15 protein-coding genes are annotated in these 18,350 nt (G+C 51.3%); 3 read left to right on the forward strand and 12 right to left on the reverse strand.

Annotated elements, in window-relative coordinates; translation table 11 throughout:
• Window positions 1–105: 105 nt before the first annotated feature.
• Genes KNP04_RS03285 through hprK form a run of 4 tightly spaced genes read right to left on the reverse strand, consistent with a single transcriptional unit; the run spans window position 106 to window position 2,987 of the window.
• Window positions 106–588, reverse strand: a complete 483-nt coding sequence (locus KNP04_RS03285) for an acyltransferase (RefSeq protein ID WP_214874638.1) — start codon at window positions 586–588, stop codon at window positions 106–108.
• Window positions 581–1,231 carry a pyrophosphatase PpaX gene (ppaX, locus tag KNP04_RS03290; RefSeq protein ID WP_214693572.1) on the reverse strand — a complete coding sequence of 217 codons (651 nt, stop codon included), beginning with the start codon at window positions 1,229–1,231 and terminating at the stop codon, window positions 581–583. The genes KNP04_RS03285 and ppaX overlap by 8 nt, the downstream gene beginning before the upstream one ends.
• Entirely contained in the window at window positions 1,231–2,049 is an 819-nt protein-coding gene (gene lgt / locus KNP04_RS03295) for a prolipoprotein diacylglyceryl transferase (protein WP_074033649.1), read from the reverse strand. The genes ppaX and lgt overlap by 1 nt, the downstream gene beginning before the upstream one ends.
• 2 nt (window positions 2,050–2,051) lie before the next feature.
• A complete protein-coding gene (gene hprK / locus KNP04_RS03300; protein ID WP_214693573.1) occupies window positions 2,052–2,987 on the reverse strand; it encodes an HPr(Ser) kinase/phosphatase in 936 nt (311 codons plus the stop codon).
• A 148-nt stretch (window positions 2,988–3,135) separates the two neighbouring features.
• Here hprK and KNP04_RS03305 point away from each other — a divergent pair, with 148 nt between their 5' ends.
• Window positions 3,136–3,492 carry a hypothetical protein gene (locus tag KNP04_RS03305; protein WP_214693574.1) on the forward strand — a complete coding sequence of 119 codons (357 nt, stop codon included), beginning with the start codon at window positions 3,136–3,138 and terminating at the stop codon, window positions 3,490–3,492.
• Window positions 3,493–3,529: 37 nt separating this feature from the next.
• Here the strand turns inward: KNP04_RS03305 and KNP04_RS03310 are convergent, their stop codons facing one another.
• The 3 genes from KNP04_RS03310 to uvrB form a co-directional block, all read right to left on the reverse strand.
• Window positions 3,530–4,699 (reverse strand): DUF4097 family beta strand repeat-containing protein, encoded by a 1,170-nt coding sequence (locus KNP04_RS03310; RefSeq protein WP_214874639.1) that lies wholly within the window; start codon window positions 4,697–4,699, stop codon window positions 3,530–3,532.
• 65 nt (window positions 4,700–4,764) lie between these two features.
• Window positions 4,765–7,638 (reverse strand): excinuclease ABC subunit UvrA, encoded by a 2,874-nt coding sequence (uvrA, locus tag KNP04_RS03315; RefSeq protein WP_214785853.1) that lies wholly within the window; start codon window positions 7,636–7,638, stop codon window positions 4,765–4,767.
• Window positions 7,639–9,609, reverse strand: coding sequence for an excinuclease ABC subunit UvrB (gene uvrB, locus KNP04_RS03320; RefSeq protein ID WP_214746005.1), 1,971 nt, complete (start codon window positions 9,607–9,609; stop codon window positions 7,639–7,641).
• 452 nt (window positions 9,610–10,061) lie between these two features.
• Between uvrB and KNP04_RS03325 the strand changes: the two genes are divergently transcribed.
• Complete coding sequence (locus tag KNP04_RS03325) at window positions 10,062–10,769, forward strand: MIP/aquaporin family protein (RefSeq protein WP_214874640.1); 708 nt, start codon at window positions 10,062–10,064, stop codon at window positions 10,767–10,769.
• A 28-nt stretch (window positions 10,770–10,797) separates the two neighbouring features.
• Window positions 10,798–12,315, forward strand: a complete 1,518-nt coding sequence (gene glpK / locus KNP04_RS03330) for a glycerol kinase GlpK (protein WP_214786928.1) — start codon at window positions 10,798–10,800, stop codon at window positions 12,313–12,315.
• A gap of 68 nt (window positions 12,316–12,383) precedes the next feature.
• Here the strand turns inward: glpK and KNP04_RS03335 are convergent, their stop codons facing one another.
• From KNP04_RS03335 to ftsE, 5 genes are all read right to left on the reverse strand, one after another.
• On the reverse strand, window positions 12,384–13,523 hold the full coding sequence (locus KNP04_RS03335; RefSeq protein ID WP_214874641.1) for a PDZ domain-containing protein: 1,140 nt from the start codon (window positions 13,521–13,523) through the stop codon (window positions 12,384–12,386).
• 43 nt (window positions 13,524–13,566) lie between these two features.
• Window positions 13,567–14,970 (reverse strand): S41 family peptidase, encoded by a 1,404-nt coding sequence (locus KNP04_RS03340; RefSeq protein ID WP_214874642.1) that lies wholly within the window; start codon window positions 14,968–14,970, stop codon window positions 13,567–13,569.
• A gap of 101 nt (window positions 14,971–15,071) precedes the next feature.
• Window positions 15,072–16,403 (reverse strand): murein hydrolase activator EnvC family protein, encoded by a 1,332-nt coding sequence (locus KNP04_RS03345; RefSeq protein ID WP_214874643.1) that lies wholly within the window; start codon window positions 16,401–16,403, stop codon window positions 15,072–15,074.
• A 23-nt stretch (window positions 16,404–16,426) separates the two neighbouring features.
• On the reverse strand, window positions 16,427–17,329 hold the full coding sequence (gene ftsX, locus KNP04_RS03350) for a permease-like cell division protein FtsX (RefSeq protein WP_214693589.1): 903 nt from the start codon (window positions 17,327–17,329) through the stop codon (window positions 16,427–16,429).
• Window positions 17,319–18,005, reverse strand: coding sequence for a cell division ATP-binding protein FtsE (ftsE, locus tag KNP04_RS03355; RefSeq protein WP_214874644.1), 687 nt, complete (start codon window positions 18,003–18,005; stop codon window positions 17,319–17,321). Before ftsE ends, ftsX begins: the two co-directional genes overlap by 11 nt.
• Window positions 18,006–18,350: the final 345 nt, after the last annotated feature.

Raw genomic sequence — 18,350 nt, forward strand, 5'->3', positions numbered from 1 at the left:
TTCCCATTAAAAAGCGGCATCCCTTTAAAAAAAAGTGATACCGCTCAAGTATTCTTTCATGTCTCTATACAAAAGAGGCATAAAAACATTTTGCGAAAAATTGTGTCAAATATGTGTCAGCGACTGGAGTTTCGAACCGACGACCCGCTCTCCCGGCAAGACGTCGCGATGCACGACCGCGCCCGCACCGACGACGGCACCGTCGCCGATCGTCACGCCCGGTAAGATGGTCACGTTCGCTCCAATCAAGACTTCATTTCCGATGACGACATCTCCGATTCGATACTCATCGACGAGATACTCATGACAGAGAATCGTCGAGTTGAACCCGATGACCGTGTTCCGACCGATGGTGATCCGTTCCGGAAACATGACGTCCGGCGTGACCATGAGGGCAAGAGCACTATACTCTCCGATGTTCATCCCGAGAAACGTCCGGTACAACCACCGCTTCGCCTTCACCGAAGGGAAGTAACGCCCGACGAGCACGACCGTCGTGTTTTTGAAGACACGTAGGAAGCGAATTGTCCGATACATCTGCCAAAGTGGGTTCGGTCCGTCGATGCGAAACCGTTTCGTCTTACGCATGGACGCTGACCTCGTCAAGCCATGCCTCGAAATGTTCCATCGAGTCGATGATGACGTCCGGCTCGAGTGATTCGAGGAACGGACGACCTTTTAGCGCCCACCCGACAGCGACCGTCTTCGTCCCAGCGTTTTTCCCGCTGAAGATGTCCGTATCGTTGTCACCGACCATGACCGCTCGTTCCGGAGACGAACCGAGCGCTTGAAGAGCACGTTCGACCGGTTCAGCATGCGGTTTTTCATTCTCGACATCGTCCGCTGTCACGACGACATCAAACAAGTGGTCGATTTTGAACAACCGAAGGCCCCGTTCGACGACCGGACGACCTTTCGATGTGACGACGCCCATCTTGTACCCTTTCGCATGAAGGCGATATAAGCCTTCGATGACACCCGGGTACTCTGCGACGAGTTGGTCATGCATGGCGATGTTAAAACTCCGATAGAACGCCTGCATCTCTTTCCATTCTGCTTCGTTCAATTCACGGAACGACTTCTCGAGCGTCGGTCCGATGAAGCGATAGATGTCCTCATCCCGATACGTATGTTCCGGGAAATAATAATCGAACGTATGACGGAAGCTGGCGATGATGAGCGGGTTCGTATCGAGTAACGTACCGTCTAAGTCAAATAAGAGCGTATCCATTAATCAAACAATCCTTTCTCTGATGGGTCATTGTATCGTTTCGCGTTGCGGCGAAGGACCATCATGACGATACCGAAGAGGATCAAGGCAATCGACACCATTTGGGCCGCACGCAAATCGCCTGACATGAGACTATCCGTCCGGAGTCCCTCGATATAGAAGCGACCAATCGAATACCAGACGAGATACGACAAGAAGATGTATCCGCGACGTGGGTTTCCAATCATACGCCATGCGACGAGGAGGATGACCCCGATGATGTTCCATACACTTTCATAAAGGAACGTCGGGATATAGTATGCCCCGTCGATATACATCTGATTGACGATCCAATCCGGTAGCATGAGCGTGTCTTGTAAGAAGCTACGCGTCGTTTCGCCACCATGGGCCTCTTGGTTCATGAAGTTCCCCCAGCGCCCGATGGCTTGTCCGAGGAGAAGTGATGGTGCCAAGATGTCTGTGACTTTCCAGAACGACATCGACTTTCGCATACAATAGACGATGACGACAAGGAGTGCCCCGAAGATGGCACCGTGAATGGCAATCCCGCCTTGACGGATATCGATGATCTGTCCGAGATTCTCTGAGTAGTAATCCCATTGGAACGTCACGTAGTAAATACGCGCGAAGATAATACTGATTGGAATCGACCAGATGACGACGTCAACGAGTCGTTCCGAATCATAGTTGATGCGCTTCGCTTCGTAAAGGGCAAGGACGAGTCCGAGCATTGCTCCGAAGGCGATGATCATACCATACCAGTAAATCGGCAGAGACCCGATTTCAAACGCTACACGATCAAATGTCGGTTCTACCATGATCACAAGTCTCCTTCAGTGTCCTGAATCGCGTTCGCGAGACGTTCCGCAAACTCTTCAGCCGTATTGATGCCCATGTTTTGCAGACGATAGTTCATCGCTGCGACCTCGATGATGACCGCCAAGTTTCGACCTGGGCGGACAGGGATCGTGAGGAGCGGGACTTCACTGTCGATGATTTTCATCGTGTTGTGATCGAGCCCGACACGGTCGTACACTTTTCCAGCGTCCCAGTTCTCCAAGTTGACGATGAGGCTGATCTTCTTATGCGACCGGACCGCACCTGCACCGAACAAGGTCATGACATCGATGATGCCAATTCCACGAATCTCAAGCAAGTGGCGAATCAGCTTCGGTGCTGAACCGACGAGGAGCTGGTCGCCCGTTTGGCGGATCTCGACCGAGTCATCGGCGACGAGACGGTGCCCACGTTTGACGAGTTCAAGCGCGGTCTCCGATTTTCCGACACCGCTCTGTCCTTTGATGAGGACGCCGACACCGTAAATGTCGACGAGGACGCCGTGCATCGCTGTCATCGGTGCAAGTTCCATCTCGAGGAAGTTCGTGATTTGCGACTCGATTGACGTCGTCACCGCATTCGTCCGCATGAGTGGGACGTTTGCCGCTTCCGCTTCTTCTTCGATTTCTGTCGGAATATCAAATCCACGTGTGATTAAAATCCCAGGTGTCGATTCCGTACATAAAATACGGGCACGCTCGCGACGTTTTTCTTCCGATAAGCTCGCATAGAAAGTCAACTCCGTCTTCCCGAGTACTTGAAGACGATTTTTCGCATAGTGCGTGTAGTAACCGGCGAGGACGAGTCCTGGTCGACTAAGGTCAGGTGTGGCGACCGGACGATGGAGTCCCTCTTCTCCCGCAATGACTTGAAGTTTAAAACGCTCAACGACTTGAGCTGTACGTACGATATTTTGCATCAGTATCTGCCCCTTTCACGCTCATTATTGTATCATAGCTCTTTCTCGGAAGCGTTAAGGAAGTGATGAAGAACGTGTCAAAAAATTGTTGAAACTTTCATACATGGCGTTCGTAGGAAGGGTATAGGCAAATAGAGGAGGTGAAAATATGGATGCGTTGTTTTGGATTGTCGTGCTCATCGCGCTCGTCATCGGAATCGGGACGCTCATCTACATCATCAAGTCATTGATCGATATGTGGAAAGAGTATGCGGCGACGAAAAACGAGACGGTCTTGCTCTTGTTCATTTTGAATATCATCGGATTCTTCTTATCCGGCGCGCTCATCTCGATGATTGTCGCCATCATCTTCTACTGGAATCGCTCGAAATCGATGCGACTTCTCGGCATCATCTTGTTGATTGCCGGTCCCGTCCTCTTTATCGTCTTCGCAGTCAGTGCGTTCACGCTGTTTGATACACAGATGATGGATTGGCAACAGATGGAGTATGAAATGAATTTATAATCAAAAAAATCCCGAAGGCTCAGCCTTCGGGATTTGCTTATTGTTGATGGAACGGATTATTCAAATCGGCTGGGTCGACGGGATCGACCGGATCCGACGGCTCCGTCTGGTCTTCCTCAAGGAAAGTCGACGGTGTATACACCGATCCGTGTTCCAAATCGATCGTACCGGTACGTGTACCCGCTTCAACTTCGATGCGAGGCGTTTGACCTCGACCGGACAAGAATTCGAGACGACGCTGCGCAACGTCTTTTCGGTCACGGATGATTTCAAGTTCGTCGAGTAAGCAGTGGAGTCCACCGAAGTTCGTCTCGAGTTCTCCTTCCACCTCGACGCCGTGTGGCAACACGAGTCGAATATTTCCGGCGAGCGAAGCGAGTTCGAACTTGGCCGGACGTGCTGTCGCGAGTTCCGCGCGGATGTTGCCGTTCCCTGTCTTGAGGGATGCTTTATCGTACTTCCCTCCGACGATGACGGCCCCGTTTCCGGTACGGACGTGCACGAGCTCCGCCTCGACCCCTTCAACCTCGACTGTCCCGTTTCCGGTATTGAGGAGGAGTTCGGACGCATGTACTTCGTGTAGGACGACGCGACCGTTCGCCGTTTGCACGCGGACGTTCTCGACGTCCAAACCATCGGCACGGACTTCTCCGTTCAACGTCTGAATATGAAGATGGTTGAAATGGTGATGCGGGACGTACAGTTCCACGTGGGCCCGGACGAGCTTGTCACGCAAGGAGACGACGAGACGGTCCCCGATGACGGAATGCTTGACCGCCGATTGCAACTGTTCGAGCGCTTTGTCCGCGTCTTGTTGGCGAAGCGGACGACCGGTCACGATGAGCTCACAATCTTCTGCATCTGACGAGACGATGGTCGCCGATGCGTTGAAGAGATCGAGTGAGATGTCGCTACCCGTAAATGGGAATGATTTCGAATACGTCACTTCCGGTCCGAAGTTCGAGCTGAAGGAGAAGTCGCTGTCACGAAGCTTCGTGACGAGTCCTTCTACCGCAGACGTCAGTTTCGTCGTGAGCGATTCGACCGAATAGGCATCCACCTTCTCCGTGTCTTGTCGATCTTCTAACGCCTGAACTTGTTCTGGTTCGAGGCGCTCGAGACGCTCGAGTTGCGTCATCGCCTCCTCGATTGTCAATTTTCCTTCCTTCACTTGCTGGAGAATCAGTTCACGCATTTCTTGTTTCACGTTCGTTTTCCCCCTTCAATTTGGTTGCACGTCAATTACCTTCCCGTTTCTCACCATTTCTATACTTATTTCTTTTTTCCTGCTTTTGGTTTCACGCGAGCCGCATCGCGTTCGAGTACCGGCTTCAAATACTTGCCGGTATACGAACCTGACACTTCAGCGACTTCTTCTGGCGTTCCCGTCGCGACGATGAGTCCGCCGCCGTCCCCGCCTTCTGGTCCGAGGTCGATCAAATAATCGGCCGACTTGATGACATCGAGGTTATGTTCGATGACGAGCACCGTATCCCCGTTCTCGACGAGGCGCTGCAACACTTTCAACAAGCGTGCGATGTCATCGACATGAAGACCTGTTGTCGGTTCGTCCAAAATATAAATCGTCTTTCCAGTCGAACGTTTATGAAGCTCCGAAGCGAGTTTGACACGCTGGGCCTCCCCACCGGAAAGTTCCGTCGCTGGCTGACCGAGTTTCATATAGCCAAGACCGACGTCATAGATGGTCTGAATCTTCCGCTTGATTTTCGGAATTTTGTCAAAGAATTCGAGCCCTTCCTCAATTGTCATATCGAGGACATCGGCAATCGTCTTCCCTTTATATTTCACTTCGAGCGTCTCACGGTTATAGCGTTTCCCGTGACAGACTTCACACGGAACATACACGTCCGGTAAGAAGTGCATCTCGATTTTGATGATCCCGTCTCCACGGCACGCTTCACAGCGTCCGCCCTTCACGTTGAAACTGAAGCGTCCTTTCTTATAGCCTCGCATCTTTGCTTCGTTCGTCGAGGCGAAGACGTCGCGGATGTCGTCGAAGACGCCCGTATACGTTGCCGGGTTCGAACGTGGCGTACGCCCGATTGGGGATTGGTCGATATCGATGACTTTATCGATATGCTCGAGACCTTCAATCTTCTTATGCTTCCCCGGCTTCGCTTTGGCACGGTTCATATTGTGTGCGAGTGATTTATAGAGAATCTCGTTGATGAGCGTCGACTTCCCAGAACCGGATACACCCGTCACGGCGACGAACATCCCAAGTGGAATCGAGACGTCGACATCTTTCAAGTTGTTCTCTTCGGCCTTGACGATCTTCAAGAACCGTTCGTCCGGCATCTTCCGTTCAGCCGGAAGCGGGATGAACTTCTTCCCGGCAAGGTATTGACCTGTGAGCGAATTCTTGTTTTTCATCAATTGCTTTGGCGTCCCGGCAGCGATGACTTGTCCACCGTGCTCCCCGGCACCCGGTCCGATATCGATCAAATAGTCGGCTTCCATCATCGTATCTTCATCATGTTCGACGACGATGAGCGTGTTGCCGATGTCTCGCATCTGTTTGAGCGTGGCAATCAAGCGGTCGTTGTCTCGTTGGTGAAGACCGATCGACGGTTCATCGAGGACGTACAAGACGCCCGTGAGACGTGAACCGATTTGCGTCGCAAGTCGAATCCGCTGTGCTTCCCCACCTGAGAGGGTTCCTGCAGCACGAGACAGCGTCAAATAGTCGAGACCGACGTTATTCAAGAAACTGAGTCGCTCCCGAATCTCCTGCAAGATGAGTCTGGCGATGGCGATATCCTTTTCACTGAGCTGTTCATTCAGCCCTTCAAAGAACGCAAGTGCGTTCACGACCGACTTTTCCGTCACTTGTCCGACGTGCTGGCCCGTGATCTTGACGGCGAGTGACTCTTCTTTCAAACGATAGCCATGACATGTCGGACAGGCGTGCGTCGCCATATACATCTCCATCTGTTCACGGATGTAGTCGGACGTTGTCTCTCGGTAGCGGCGCTCGATGTTACGGAGGACCCCTTCAAAGAAGATTGTGTTCGTCCGGACCTGACCGAAGTCGTTCTCGTAACGGAAGAGGAATGACTCTTCCGAAGATCCGTTCAAGACGAGGTCTTGGTCACGCTTCGACAGACGCTCGAACGGCACATCCATATCGATATTAAAGTGCTGGCACATCGCCGCCAACAGTTGCGGATAATATTGCGAACTCGTCGGTTGCCATGCAGCGACCGCCCCTTCTTTTAACGTCTTCGATGGATCAGGGATGACGAGTTCTGGGTCGACGTCTAGTTTCGTCCCGAGTCCGTCACACGTCGGGCAAGCCCCGAACGGTGAGTTGAAAGAGAACATACGTGGTTCGAGTTCTCCGATTGAGAATCCACAAATCGGGCAAGCGTGGTGTTCGCTGAAGAGAAGCTCGGTCCCGTCCATCTTGTCGATGATGACACGTCCGTCGGCGAGGCGTAACGCCGTCTCGAGAGAGTCGGCAAGGCGCCCTTCGACGTCAGGTCGGACGACGAGACGGTCGACGACGACTTCAATCGAGTGCTTCTTGTTTTTGTCGAGCTCGATCTCATCCGTCAGTTCGATGGTCTCTCCGTTCACGCGGACACGGACGAACCCTTCTTTCTTCAACGAGTCGAACACTTTGACGTGCGTCCCTTTACGACCTGACACAATTGGTGCCAAAATCTGAAGTCGCGTCCGTTCTGGCAATTCCATCACCTGGTCGACCATCTGCGAAATCGTCTGACTCGAGATTTCAATACCGTGGTTCGGACAGACCGGTTTCCCGATACGTGCGAACAAGAGTCGGAGATAGTCGTAAATCTCCGTCACCGTTCCGACGGTCGAGCGCGGGTTTCGGCTCGTTGTCTTCTGGTCAATCGAGATGGCCGGACTTAAGCCTTCAATCGTATCGACATCCGGCTTATCCATCTGTCCGAGGAACTGACGAGCGTACGCAGATAAACTCTCGACGTAGCGTCGCTGCCCTTCCGCATAAATCGTATCGAACGCGAGCGACGACTTCCCGGAGCCGGACAAGCCCGTCAAGACGACGAGCTGGTCACGTGGGATATCGATGTCGATATTTTTTAAGTTGTTGACGCGTGCCCCTTTGATGACAATCGCATTTTTCTTTTCAGCCATTTAATTCCCTACCTTCAACTCCAAGATTAAGTCACGCAATTCGGCTGCACGCTCGAACTGGAGATCGCGCGCCGCTTGCTTCATTTCTTCTTCTAGTTTGGCAATCGCCGCCTCGCGTTCGGCCGGTTTCATCGTACTGAGCGATTCGAGTGCCTCTTCTTCGGCCTCGACCGTCGCTCGGATGACACCACGGACGTCTTTTCGAATCGTCTGTGGCGTAATGCCATGTTCTTCATTATATGCTTGTTGGATTGTCCGACGACGATCCGTCTCTTCGATGGCTCGTGCCATCGAATCGGTCATCTTGTCCGCAAATAGGATGACGTGTCCGTTCGCATTACGGGCCGCCCGTCCAATCGTCTGGATGAGCGAACGGTCCGAACGGAGGAATCCTTCCTTGTCGGCATCGAGAATCGTCACGAGACTGACTTCCGGAATGTCGAGCCCTTCTCGTAACAAGTTGATCCCGACGAGCACGTCATATTTCCCGAGACGAAGGTCACGGATGATTTCAATCCGTTCGAGCGTCTTGATCTCGGAGTGCATATAGTTGACCTTGATTCCTGCTTCACGCAAGTAGTCGGACAAGTCTTCTGCCATTTTCTTCGTGAGCGTCGTCACGAGAACGCGCTCGTCTCTCTTGATGCGTTCGCGAATCTGGTCCATCAAGTAGTCGATTTGTCCTTTGATCGGATGAATCTCGATGGTCGGGTCGAGTAACCCTGTCGGACGAATGATCTGCTCAATCATGTTCGGTGTATGTTCGAGCTCGTACGGACCTGGTGTCGCCGAGATGAAAATCGCTTGTGACAATTTCTTCTCGAATTCATCGAATTTTAGGGGACGGTTGTCCTTCGCAGAAGGAAGACGGAACCCGTGGTCGACGAGCACTTGTTTCCGCGCCTGGTCCCCGTTGTACATCCCGCGTACTTGTGGGAGCGTCACGTGTGACTCATCGGCGACGAGAAGGAAGTCCTCCGGGAAGTAGTCGATTAATGTATACGGTGTCGAGCCTTCTGGCATCAAGTTTAAGTGTCGCGAATAGTTCTCGATGCCTGAACAATACCCCATTTCACGCATCATCTCCAAATCGTAATGCGTTCGCTGTTCGAGACGTTGTGCCTCAAGTAGCTTCCCTTCTTCACGAAACTTCTCGAGCTGCTCCTCGAGTTCCGCTTCGATGTTGACGATTGCTTTTTGCAGTTTTTCGTCACGTGTGACGAAGTGGGATGCCGGGAAGATGGCGACGTGATCGCGGTCCGCGATGATTTCACCCGTCAACGGGTCCATCTCACGAATCCGGTCGATCTCGTCTCCGAAAAATTCGATTCGCATGCAGTGTTCATCACGTGACGCCGGGAAAATCTCGACGACGTCCCCACGGACACGGAAACGTCCACGCTGGAAATCGATATCGTTTCGTTCATATTGAATGTCGATGAGCTTACGAAGCATCTCATCACGACCCATCTCTTTACCGACCCGCAGACTCAATACGAGGCTACGATATTCTTCCGGGTTACCGAGACCATATATACAGGAAACCGATGCGACGATGATGACGTCATCCCGCTCGAAGAGAGCCGACGTCGCCGAGTGACGCAGCTTATCGATTTCATCGTTGATGGAAGCATCCTTCTCGATGAACGTATCGGTCGAAGGTACATACGCTTCTGGTTGATAATAGTCATAGTAACTGACAAAATATTCGACCGCATTGTTCGGGAAGAACTCTTTGAACTCAGAATACAATTGACCGGCGAGCGTCTTGTTGTGGGCGAGGACGAGTGTCGGCTTCTTCACTTCTTGGATGACGTTCGAGACGGTGAACGTCTTCCCTGTTCCGGTCGCCCCGAGGAGTGTCTGATAACGGTCACCCCGGTTAACGCCTTCGACAAGTTGTCGAATCGCTTCAGGCTGGTCACCTCCTGGTTGAAATTCAGATTGTAATGCAAACGGAATCGATTCCATAAGATACTCCTCACCTTCTCATTTCATAGTGTCTTGATTATACCATAGACACGAACAAATATTCGCTTATTAGCTTGCATACGGATTTAAGCCTTTTCTCTTATATATCATCATTTCTTTTTCCTTTACTGTCTCAAAAGAAACATCAAATCTTGTTGCGTTTCACCTTCGAGAATTGCTTCACAATCGTTTTTGTAGCATAGAACACGGAAAGTCGGATCCTGGACCTTGTTCCTATTCGATTGAAATTCCCATGATTTTTAAAAAGTAGTGTCAAAATCATAAACATGTCGCTCTCTATCTGACTCTTTATGTGAAGTTTACAGGTGTAAATGTGAACATTTGTAGGAAAAAAGTAGGATTTTTGAAAAACACTGTTTTAAAACGCTTACATTTTGGGCATATAATGAAGTGGTAAGTCAAATTGCATAAGGGAGAAAGGGGAGTATCACATGTCAGCATTTGTAAGTGAAATTATCGGTACGATGCTATTGATTCTACTCGGTAACGGTGTCGTCGCCGGCGTCGTCCTCCGCCATTCCAAAGCGGAAAACTCTGGCTGGATTGTTATCACAATGGGTTGGGGTCTTGCCGTTATGGTCGGGGTCTACGCAGCCGGTATTTACGGAGGCGCACATATCAACCCTGCCGTCACGATTGGTCTCGCGACAGCAGGAGAATTCCCATGGGCGGATGTCCCACTCTACATCCTCGCTCAGTTTATCGGGGCCATCATTGGGGCATGTTTGGTGTATGTCCACTACAAACCGCATTACGATGCGACGGACGATCCAGGCTTGAAACTCGCAACGTTCTCTACTGCACCAGGTATCCGCAACACACCATCTAACTTGATTGGTGAGATTATCGGAACTTTCGTTCTCGTCTTTGCATTATTGTCATTCGGGGCAAACACATTTGCAGACGGACTCAACCCGCTCATCGTCGGTTTCTTGATCGTCTCAATCGGTCTTTCGCTCGGTGGTACGACGGGGTATGCGATCAACCCGGCACGTGACCTTGGGCCACGTATCGCACACGCATTCCTTCCGATTAAAGGAAAAGGTTCTTCCGACTGGGGCTATTCATGGATTCCAGTTGTCGGTCCGATTATCGGTGCTGTCATCGCCGCACTCATTTACGGCATTCTCGTCCCTTAACACATAATTTTGAAGGAGGAAATCACATATGGCGAAAGAAAAACGTTATATTTTAGCATTGGACCAAGGAACGACTAGTTCACGGGCAATCATTTTTGATCATGATGGAAAAATCGTCACAGTCGCACAGCGCGAATTCAAACAGTACTTCCCAAAACCAGGCTGGGTTGAGCATAATGCCAATGAGATCTGGGGTTCTGTCCTCGCTGTAATGGCGGAAGCGTTCGGTTCGGCGGATATCGACCCGAATGAAATCGCAGGGATCGGGATCACGAACCAACGTGAGACTGCGGTCGTTTGGGAGAAAGAAACGGGACGCCCTGTTTACAACGCGGTTGTTTGGCAATCACGTCAAACTGCTGATATCTGTGAAGAGCTAAAAGCGGCAGGTCACTCGGACATGGTTCGTGACAAAACGGGTCTTCTCATCGACGCCTACTTCTCAGGTACGAAAGTCAAATGGATCTTGGATAACGTCGAAGGCGCTCGTGAGAAAGCCGAGAACGGTGAACTTCTCTTCGGAACAATTGACACATGGCTCATCTGGAAACTCTCAGGTGGTAAAGCCCACGTGACAGATTATTCGAACGCATCACGTACACTCATGTATAACATTTACGAACAGAAGTGGGATGACGAGTTACTCGAAATCTTGACGGTACCGAAATCGATGCTTCCTGAAGTCAAGCCTTCGAGTGAAGTCTATGCGAACACAATCCCGTATCACTTCTTCGGATTCGAAGTACCAATCGCCGGAGCCGCAGGTGACCAACAGGCTGCCTTGTTCGGTCAGACGTGCTTCGAAAAAGGTGAAGGAAAGAACACCTATGGTACAGGTTGCTTCATGCTCATGAACACGGGTGAAGAAGCCGTCAAATCGGATCACGGTCTATTGACGACCATCGCGTGGGGCTATAACGGAAAAGTCGAATATGCGCTCGAAGGTTCGATCTTCGTTGCCGGTTCGGCAATCCAATGGCTCCGTGACGGATTACGGATGTTGAAATCAGCGAAAGACTCGGAGCAGTATGCGACGCGAATCGAATCGACAGAGGGCGTCTATGTCGTACCTGCCTTCGTTGGTCTCGGTGCACCATATTGGAACTCTGACGTGCGTGGTGCCATCTTCGGTCTCACACGCGGAACAGAGAAAGAACAATTGGTCCGTGCAACAATCGAATCACTCGCTTATCAGACACGTGACGTCCTCACATCGATGGAGAACGATTCAGGCATCAACTTGAAGACACTCCGCGTCGATGGTGGAGCCGTCAGCAACAACTTCCTCATGCAATTCCAATCGGACATTCTCGACGTACCGGTCGAGCGTCCGGAAGTAAGTGAAACGACTGCACTCGGTGCCGCCTACTTGGCAGGTCTAGCCGTTGGTTTCTGGAAAGACCAAGCAGAAATCAAAGACCAGTGGAAACTCGATAAGAAGTTCGAGCCGAACATGGACGAGTCTCATCGCGAAGCACTCTACAAAGGTTGGCAACACGCTGTCGAAGCAACGATGGCATTCAAACCATCAAAACTTGACGTATAAGTGGCAAGGGCATCCTCACGGGTGCCCTTTTTGTATGCAAAAAAAAGAGTACCCTGTGAAGGATACTCTTACAATTTACGAAGTCGGACACGTGGGCTCGTCGGCTCCCCGACGAACAAGATACCGAGTTCGTGTGGATCGGTCTCATACATCGCCCGTTGAACGAAACGGATGTCTCCGTTCAGATTCAACACCTCGAGCTTGATGTACGGTTTATGTTGCTGGAGCGCCTCATAAAAACTGTGCCCTCCCGTGATGATCGTCCCATTCACTTTATAGATGGATTCACCTGGGATAAGCTGCATCGCCTCTCCTGGTGAATTCGGAAGCGTGTCCACGATGACCGCCCCACGATTCCCATTGATGAAGACAGGTGTCGTACCCCGATTCTCTCGTTTGATCCACTGAAGTCCAAGCTCATAAAGAACGAACAAGGCGAACAGCGCATAGTCGACATACGGAACTTCCCATACATATGAGAGACCGAATAGACCGAGAGCGATCAACGCGAGTACCGCGCGATAGTTGCTCAATCGTGCGAGAAGCGTTCCCGGTAACGCACCGGTCGACAGTAAACTGACCCCGATCGGAATCGGAAGAATGATTGGCACCATCGGCCAGTCGAGACCGAACGTCGGTGGCAAGAAGACGACGAGCGGGAAAAACCAAATGCGTTTGACGACATGCCCCCCGATGAACTGACCACGTTTCGATAAGATCAGTGTCGGGGATGTCTCTTTCGGCCCGTTCCAGCGCAAGAGAATCGCTTCCGCGAGTGTGACGAGTCCGAATGTGAGCGCGTAGACTGTCCAATCAACTCGAGCGAGCTCTATCACCCAATCACTGAGCGCCCCATAAGAGACGACATCTCGCAACATGACGACCGCGAACAAGACAAAGAGTGGAAGCACCGGATTGAAGAATCGCGGATGCATCGTCAAGACCACGAGCGTATAGAGCACCGTGAACGAGACGGCCCACTCAAACGTGATGGTCGTCTCAAGTAGAATCGTCGCGGCCGATGAGAGGACCGCTAGAAGAAGACTTGGCCAGATGAAATGCTTCCATTCCGACTTCGGCGAGCGTCGTCTCGAACGAAACATGGCTCGTTCTCGTTTGACTCGTGTCATCGATATGTATGTAAGGGCGACGAGTGTCACCCAAAACAGTGGACTACCTAACAACGTCAGTAAAGCCGTAACACTCATTCGTACAACTTCCACGCGGTCCAATCCTTTCTTTCATTCAACGTTATTTTGCGGCTTCTTCGAGCGCCCGGTTCAATTGGGCATCGTTCGCCTCATCTTGAATCGCCTCGAGCAATTTCGATTCGAGCGCCGAAGCGGTCTCTTCATCGACTGTCCCAGAAGCCTCGAGACCATTGTCTGTCTGGAATGCTTTCACGGCGTCTGCCATCGTGTCACCATAGTACCCTGGTTGACCGCCTGGCTCATAGCCGATTCCCGTCAAGATTTTGTGCAAGTTCGAGACAGCATCGCCGTAATCTCCGACTTTCAATGACTCTTCTTCTGTCAACACACGGGTCACATTGAAGTAATCCGGTTGTTTCACTTCGATGTCCGGCTCGATTCCTTTTTTATTGATCCAGTTCCCGTCCGGCGTGAGCCATTTGCTCGTCGTCAACTTCAAGTTGCTGCCGTCCTCCAAATCGAATGCCGTCTGGACGACGCCCTTCCCGAATGTTTTCGTCCCGATGATTGTCGCGCCAGCCCCTTCTTTCATCGCACCCGTCAAAATCTCGGATGCCGAGGCGGAGCCCTCATCCGTCAAGACGAATAACTCATACGGCTTCGCTTCACGGGCGCGACCATTCTGTGCGTCACGGTCCCCGTCCGCATTTTCGATTTGAACGACCGGTTTTGATGTCGGTACGAACCCTTCCGACATCTCGATGACGGCCGGCAAGAGACCTCCCGGGTTCCCACGTACGTCGATGATCAAGCTGTCGATATCTTCTGACTCGAGTTGTTCGAGTTGTTCAAGGAATTCATCGGCCGTCGGTTCTGAGAACTGCGTCACTTGCAGATAGCCGATTTTTTTACCGTCTTGCTCCTTCACTTCTGAGAACACTGTCTCAATCGGAATCGTGTCACGCGTGATCTCATAGTCCGCCGTCTGACTGCCACGGCGAATCGTCAACGTGACGGTCGTCCCTTTTTCCCCACGGATGAGCTGGACGGCTTCTTGTACATCCATCCCTTCGATCGACTCCCCGTCGACCGCGATGATGATATCACCGGGACGAAGGCCTGCCTCCTCGGCCGGAGCGCCTTTGATTGGAGCGACGATTAAGATGTCTTCTCCTTTCTTCTCCAAAGTCGCGCCGATTCCTTCAAAACTCGATTCAATCGAGTCGGTAAATTGCGATGTTTCTTCCGCGTCCAAGAAATCCGAGTAAGGATCATTGAGTGCCGCCGTCATACCATCGAGCGCACCTGTCAATAAATCCTCTTCCGAGATGTCTTGTAACGAATGTTCCTCAATCAAATCACGCACTTGGTCGACTTTATCCCAGCCTTCCGCATTCGTCTGAATCGGAAGTGATGTGTCTGTAAACGCCATCGTCGCAAGGCCTGCACCGGCCCCAGCCACGAACGTTGTGCCAGCGAGTAGTCCTGCGGTTGAATTTTTCACGGGTTGGTCCCTCATTTCTCTTTGTAAGTCTTTTCATTAGTATAGCAAAAACGAGAGGAAAAGCGGACGCGTTCCACATATTTGGGACGCGTCCGCTTTAGTCAGTATCCAATATACGGGGCTGGGTCAATCGCATTCGGTTGTCCCGGTGCCCATTTTCCTCGATGCAACTCAAAATGGAGATGCGGCCCAGTCGACCAGCCGGTGTTGCCGAGCGTCCCGACCGTTTGCCCTGCTGCGACTTGTTGACCGGCGCTGACCGTGATCGCGTTTAGATGGGCGTAGACGGTCGTCCAAATTTCTCCGTTCATGACGTGGGAGACAAAGACGACGTTCCCATATCCGGTCGCTGGCGCCGCCTTGATGACGACACCCGTTGCGCTCGCGACGATCGGTGTTCCTTGGGCGTTGACGAGATCAATACCCTTATGAATCTCAGGGACACCTGTCAACGGATTGTTGCGCGGTCCGAACGGGCTCGAGACGTAACCAGAAACGGGACGGACGAATCCAGTCGAAGTGGACACGTTCGTCGGTGTTTCAACAGGCGGTGGCGTCACTTCAGGTGCCGCGACCTCCGTCTCCGCTTCCCGCGCCTCTCTTTCGGCGCGTGCCCGTTCTTCAGCTGCGCGTGCCTCGGCTTCCCGCTTCGCACGTTCCGCCGCCTCAGCGGCCTCCCGTTCAGCTGTCGCGATTGCCTCAAGTTGTTCACTGATGATCCGGTTCTGTTCGGCCATGACGGCTTGTTCTTCGCTGCGCGTCATTTTTTCGAGTTCGAGCTGCTCGACTTGTTCGTTCAGTTCGACCAACAAATTACGTTTCTTCTCGGCCGTCCGGTCAAGGTCTTGTTTCGTGATGACGAGCTCACGCTCTTTTTGTTTGATGAAAGAGAGCTGGGTGCGCTGAGTCGTCTCTAACGACTCGAGACGTTCCATCTCACTCATATAGTTATGTATGAGCTCCCGGTCCTGTTCGGCGATCGTGCGGGCCGTCATGACCCGTGTCACGAAATCACCGAAGGAACGGGACTCAAAAATGACTTGTAAATAAGAAGAATCTTCATGCACTTGTAAGACGCGAAGGCGTTCGTTCAACAGTTCCTTCTGGCTTTCCAAGTACTCTTCCTGAACAGAAAGTTGTTGGCGGGTCGCCTCGAGCTCTTCACGGGCCGTATCGACCTCGTGTTGTTGAATCGCGATTTGTTCACTCAAATCATTCAAGCGGTCATCGACGACGAGAATTTCCGTCTGCACGGCATCCCGTTCTGCCTCGGTGACCTCGAGCTCGGCATCCGTCTCGGCCTGCGCTTTTTTCGACTCCTCCAATTCATTGGACAGTCGGTCTTGTCGAGCTTTTAACGTGTCTTTCTCTGTCGCCATGACCGGCATGGCAAGTAATGATACACACAACCCTAGCGCAAGCGAACGTTTCATCCGCCAACTCCTCCTTATTTAAGTTAGATTTTCAAGAAGCGACCGAGCGATGTCGTCGATCCCCAGATTCCGATGAACGCACCGAGTGCAAGTAAGACGAGCGATACTTGTACTGTGAGCGTCGATGGATCAATCAACTTAAATATATCACTATTCAATTGATCAAGCGATGGTTGTAAAGCACTATATGCGACGTCATATCCGAAATAAATGACGAGAATCGGGACGAGAGCACCAAGCATACCGAGAAGCAGTCCTTCGATAAAGAACGGCCAGCGGATGAAGCTGTTCTTCGCTCCAACGAGTCGCATGATTTCAATCTCACGACGACGTGAGAAGATTGTCATCTTGATCGTGTTCGAGATCAAGAACATCGCCATCAATGTCAATCCGACGATCAACGCGAGTCCACCGATGCGAATCCCGTTGAAGAAGGCAAACATTTTGTCGATGTAGTCTTTTCCGTACTTCACATCATCGACATTTTCGAGTGAACCGACCGACTTGGCCACTTCCTCTAATTCTGTCGGGTCTTGCGCTTTGACGATATAACGGGCGTGGAGCGGGTTGTCTTTCTCAACCGTTCCGTATGCCGCCGCATCGTCCCCGAGTTGGGTTTGGAACTTTTGCAATTCATCTTCTTTCGAGCTGAATGTGACCGTCGAGACGCCTGGCACCTGTTCAATGTTCTGTCCGAGTTTCTCTACCGAGTTCTCATCCGCTGTCCGGGTGATGAATACTTGAATCTCGACATCGTTCTCGACGTTGTCCGAGATCTCATTGACGTTGAACATGACGAGTGCGAAGACACCGACAAGCAACAAGGTGATTGTTACGGCGCTGATCGCCGCGAACGACATCCATCCATTACGAAGTGTTCCTTTGAACCCTTCACGCAAATGGCGCAATCCACTCTTAAACATCATAGCCATATGCTCCTTTCTCTTCATCGCGCACTACTTTTCCATTCTCAATCGCGATGACGCGGTGACGAATCTTATCGACGATATCACGGTTGTGTGTCGCCATGACGATGGTCGCTCCGCGGCGGTGAATTTCTTCAAACACTTCCATAATGCCCCATGCCGTTTCCGGGTCCAAGTTCCCCGTTGGCTCATCGGCGATGATGAGTTTTGGTTTATTTACAATCGCCCGTGCGATTGAGACACGTTGCTGCTCTCCACCTGAGAGTTCATCTGGATAGTTGCGCGCCTTGTTTTTCAATCCGACAAGGTTCAACACATCCATGACTTGTTTACGAATCGACGTCGTGTCTGCTCCGACGACTTCTAATGCGAACGCAACGTTCTCATAGACAGTGAGTGTCGGAAGCAACTTGAAGTCTTGGAAGATGACGCCGAGTTGGCGGCGTAGCTTCGGTACGTGCCGGTCCTTCAATTTTCCGACATCAAGCCCATCAATCAATAATTGACCAGCCGTCGGTTTCTCCTCACGATAAATCATCTTCATGAAGGTCGACTTTCCGGCACCGGAAGGCCCGACCACATAAAGGAACTCGCCGTCGCGAATCTCTAGATCGAGGTCATCCATGGCTACGACGCCGTTTGGATATACTTTACTGACTTTTTGCATCGAGATCATAACGTATTCCCTACCCTTTTTAAAATATTTTTATGCATCTATGACGAAGTTGAATCAATTGTTTTAGTTACTGTATATTTCGCCTAGAGTCTTTTTTACAGGAAACAATCCCCTCTGTCAAGGTGTCCTTTTTTCGTGTTCGCCTGGTCAAAAAATCATCTAGGGCATAGTTGAAGCGACTACAATTATATCAATCCAACTTTTAAAAGACCATTACAGGATTGTTTCAGTTCGATTGAGTTCAGTGGGAAAATGTCGCGAAGAATCTCGCTTTCTCTCTATATAACAAAAAGTTGAAACCGCACTTCAAAAAGGGTGCTCCCGTAGGAACACCCTTCACGATAT

The sequence above is a fragment of the Exiguobacterium sp. CH10 genome (genome assembly GCF_018617635.1).
Classification (GTDB): Bacteria; Bacillota; Bacilli; order Exiguobacteriales; family Exiguobacteriaceae; genus Exiguobacterium; species Exiguobacterium aestuarii_A.

Coding starts and splice junctions, on each gene's coding strand:
- KNP04_RS03305 (WP_214693574.1), top strand. CDS start 3,136: ATGGATGCGTTGTTTTGGATTGTCGTGCTCATCGCGCTCGTCATCGGA.
- ftsE (WP_214874644.1), bottom strand. CDS start 18,005: ATGATCTCGATGCAAAAAGTCAGTAAAGTATATCCAAACGGCGTCGTA.
- KNP04_RS03325 (WP_214874640.1), top strand. CDS start 10,062: ATGTCAGCATTTGTAAGTGAAATTATCGGTACGATGCTATTGATTCTA.
- uvrB (WP_214746005.1), bottom strand. CDS start 9,609: ATGGAATCGATTCCGTTTGCATTACAATCTGAATTTCAACCAGGAGGT.
- KNP04_RS03285 (WP_214874638.1), bottom strand. CDS start 588: ATGCGTAAGACGAAACGGTTTCGCATCGACGGACCGAACCCACTTTGG.
- lgt (WP_074033649.1), bottom strand. CDS start 2,049: ATGGTAGAACCGACATTTGATCGTGTAGCGTTTGAAATCGGGTCTCTG.
- KNP04_RS03335 (WP_214874641.1), bottom strand. CDS start 13,523: ATGAGTGTTACGGCTTTACTGACGTTGTTAGGTAGTCCACTGTTTTGG.
- hprK (WP_214693573.1), bottom strand. CDS start 2,987: ATGCAAAATATCGTACGTACAGCTCAAGTCGTTGAGCGTTTTAAACTT.
- ppaX (WP_214693572.1), bottom strand. CDS start 1,231: ATGGATACGCTCTTATTTGACTTAGACGGTACGTTACTCGATACGAAC.
- glpK (WP_214786928.1), top strand. CDS start 10,798: ATGGCGAAAGAAAAACGTTATATTTTAGCATTGGACCAAGGAACGACT.
- ftsX (WP_214693589.1), bottom strand. CDS start 17,329: ATGATGTTTAAGAGTGGATTGCGCCATTTGCGTGAAGGGTTCAAAGGA.
- uvrA (WP_214785853.1), bottom strand. CDS start 7,638: ATGGCTGAAAAGAAAAATGCGATTGTCATCAAAGGGGCACGCGTCAAC.
- KNP04_RS03345 (WP_214874643.1), bottom strand. CDS start 16,403: ATGAAACGTTCGCTTGCGCTAGGGTTGTGTGTATCATTACTTGCCATG.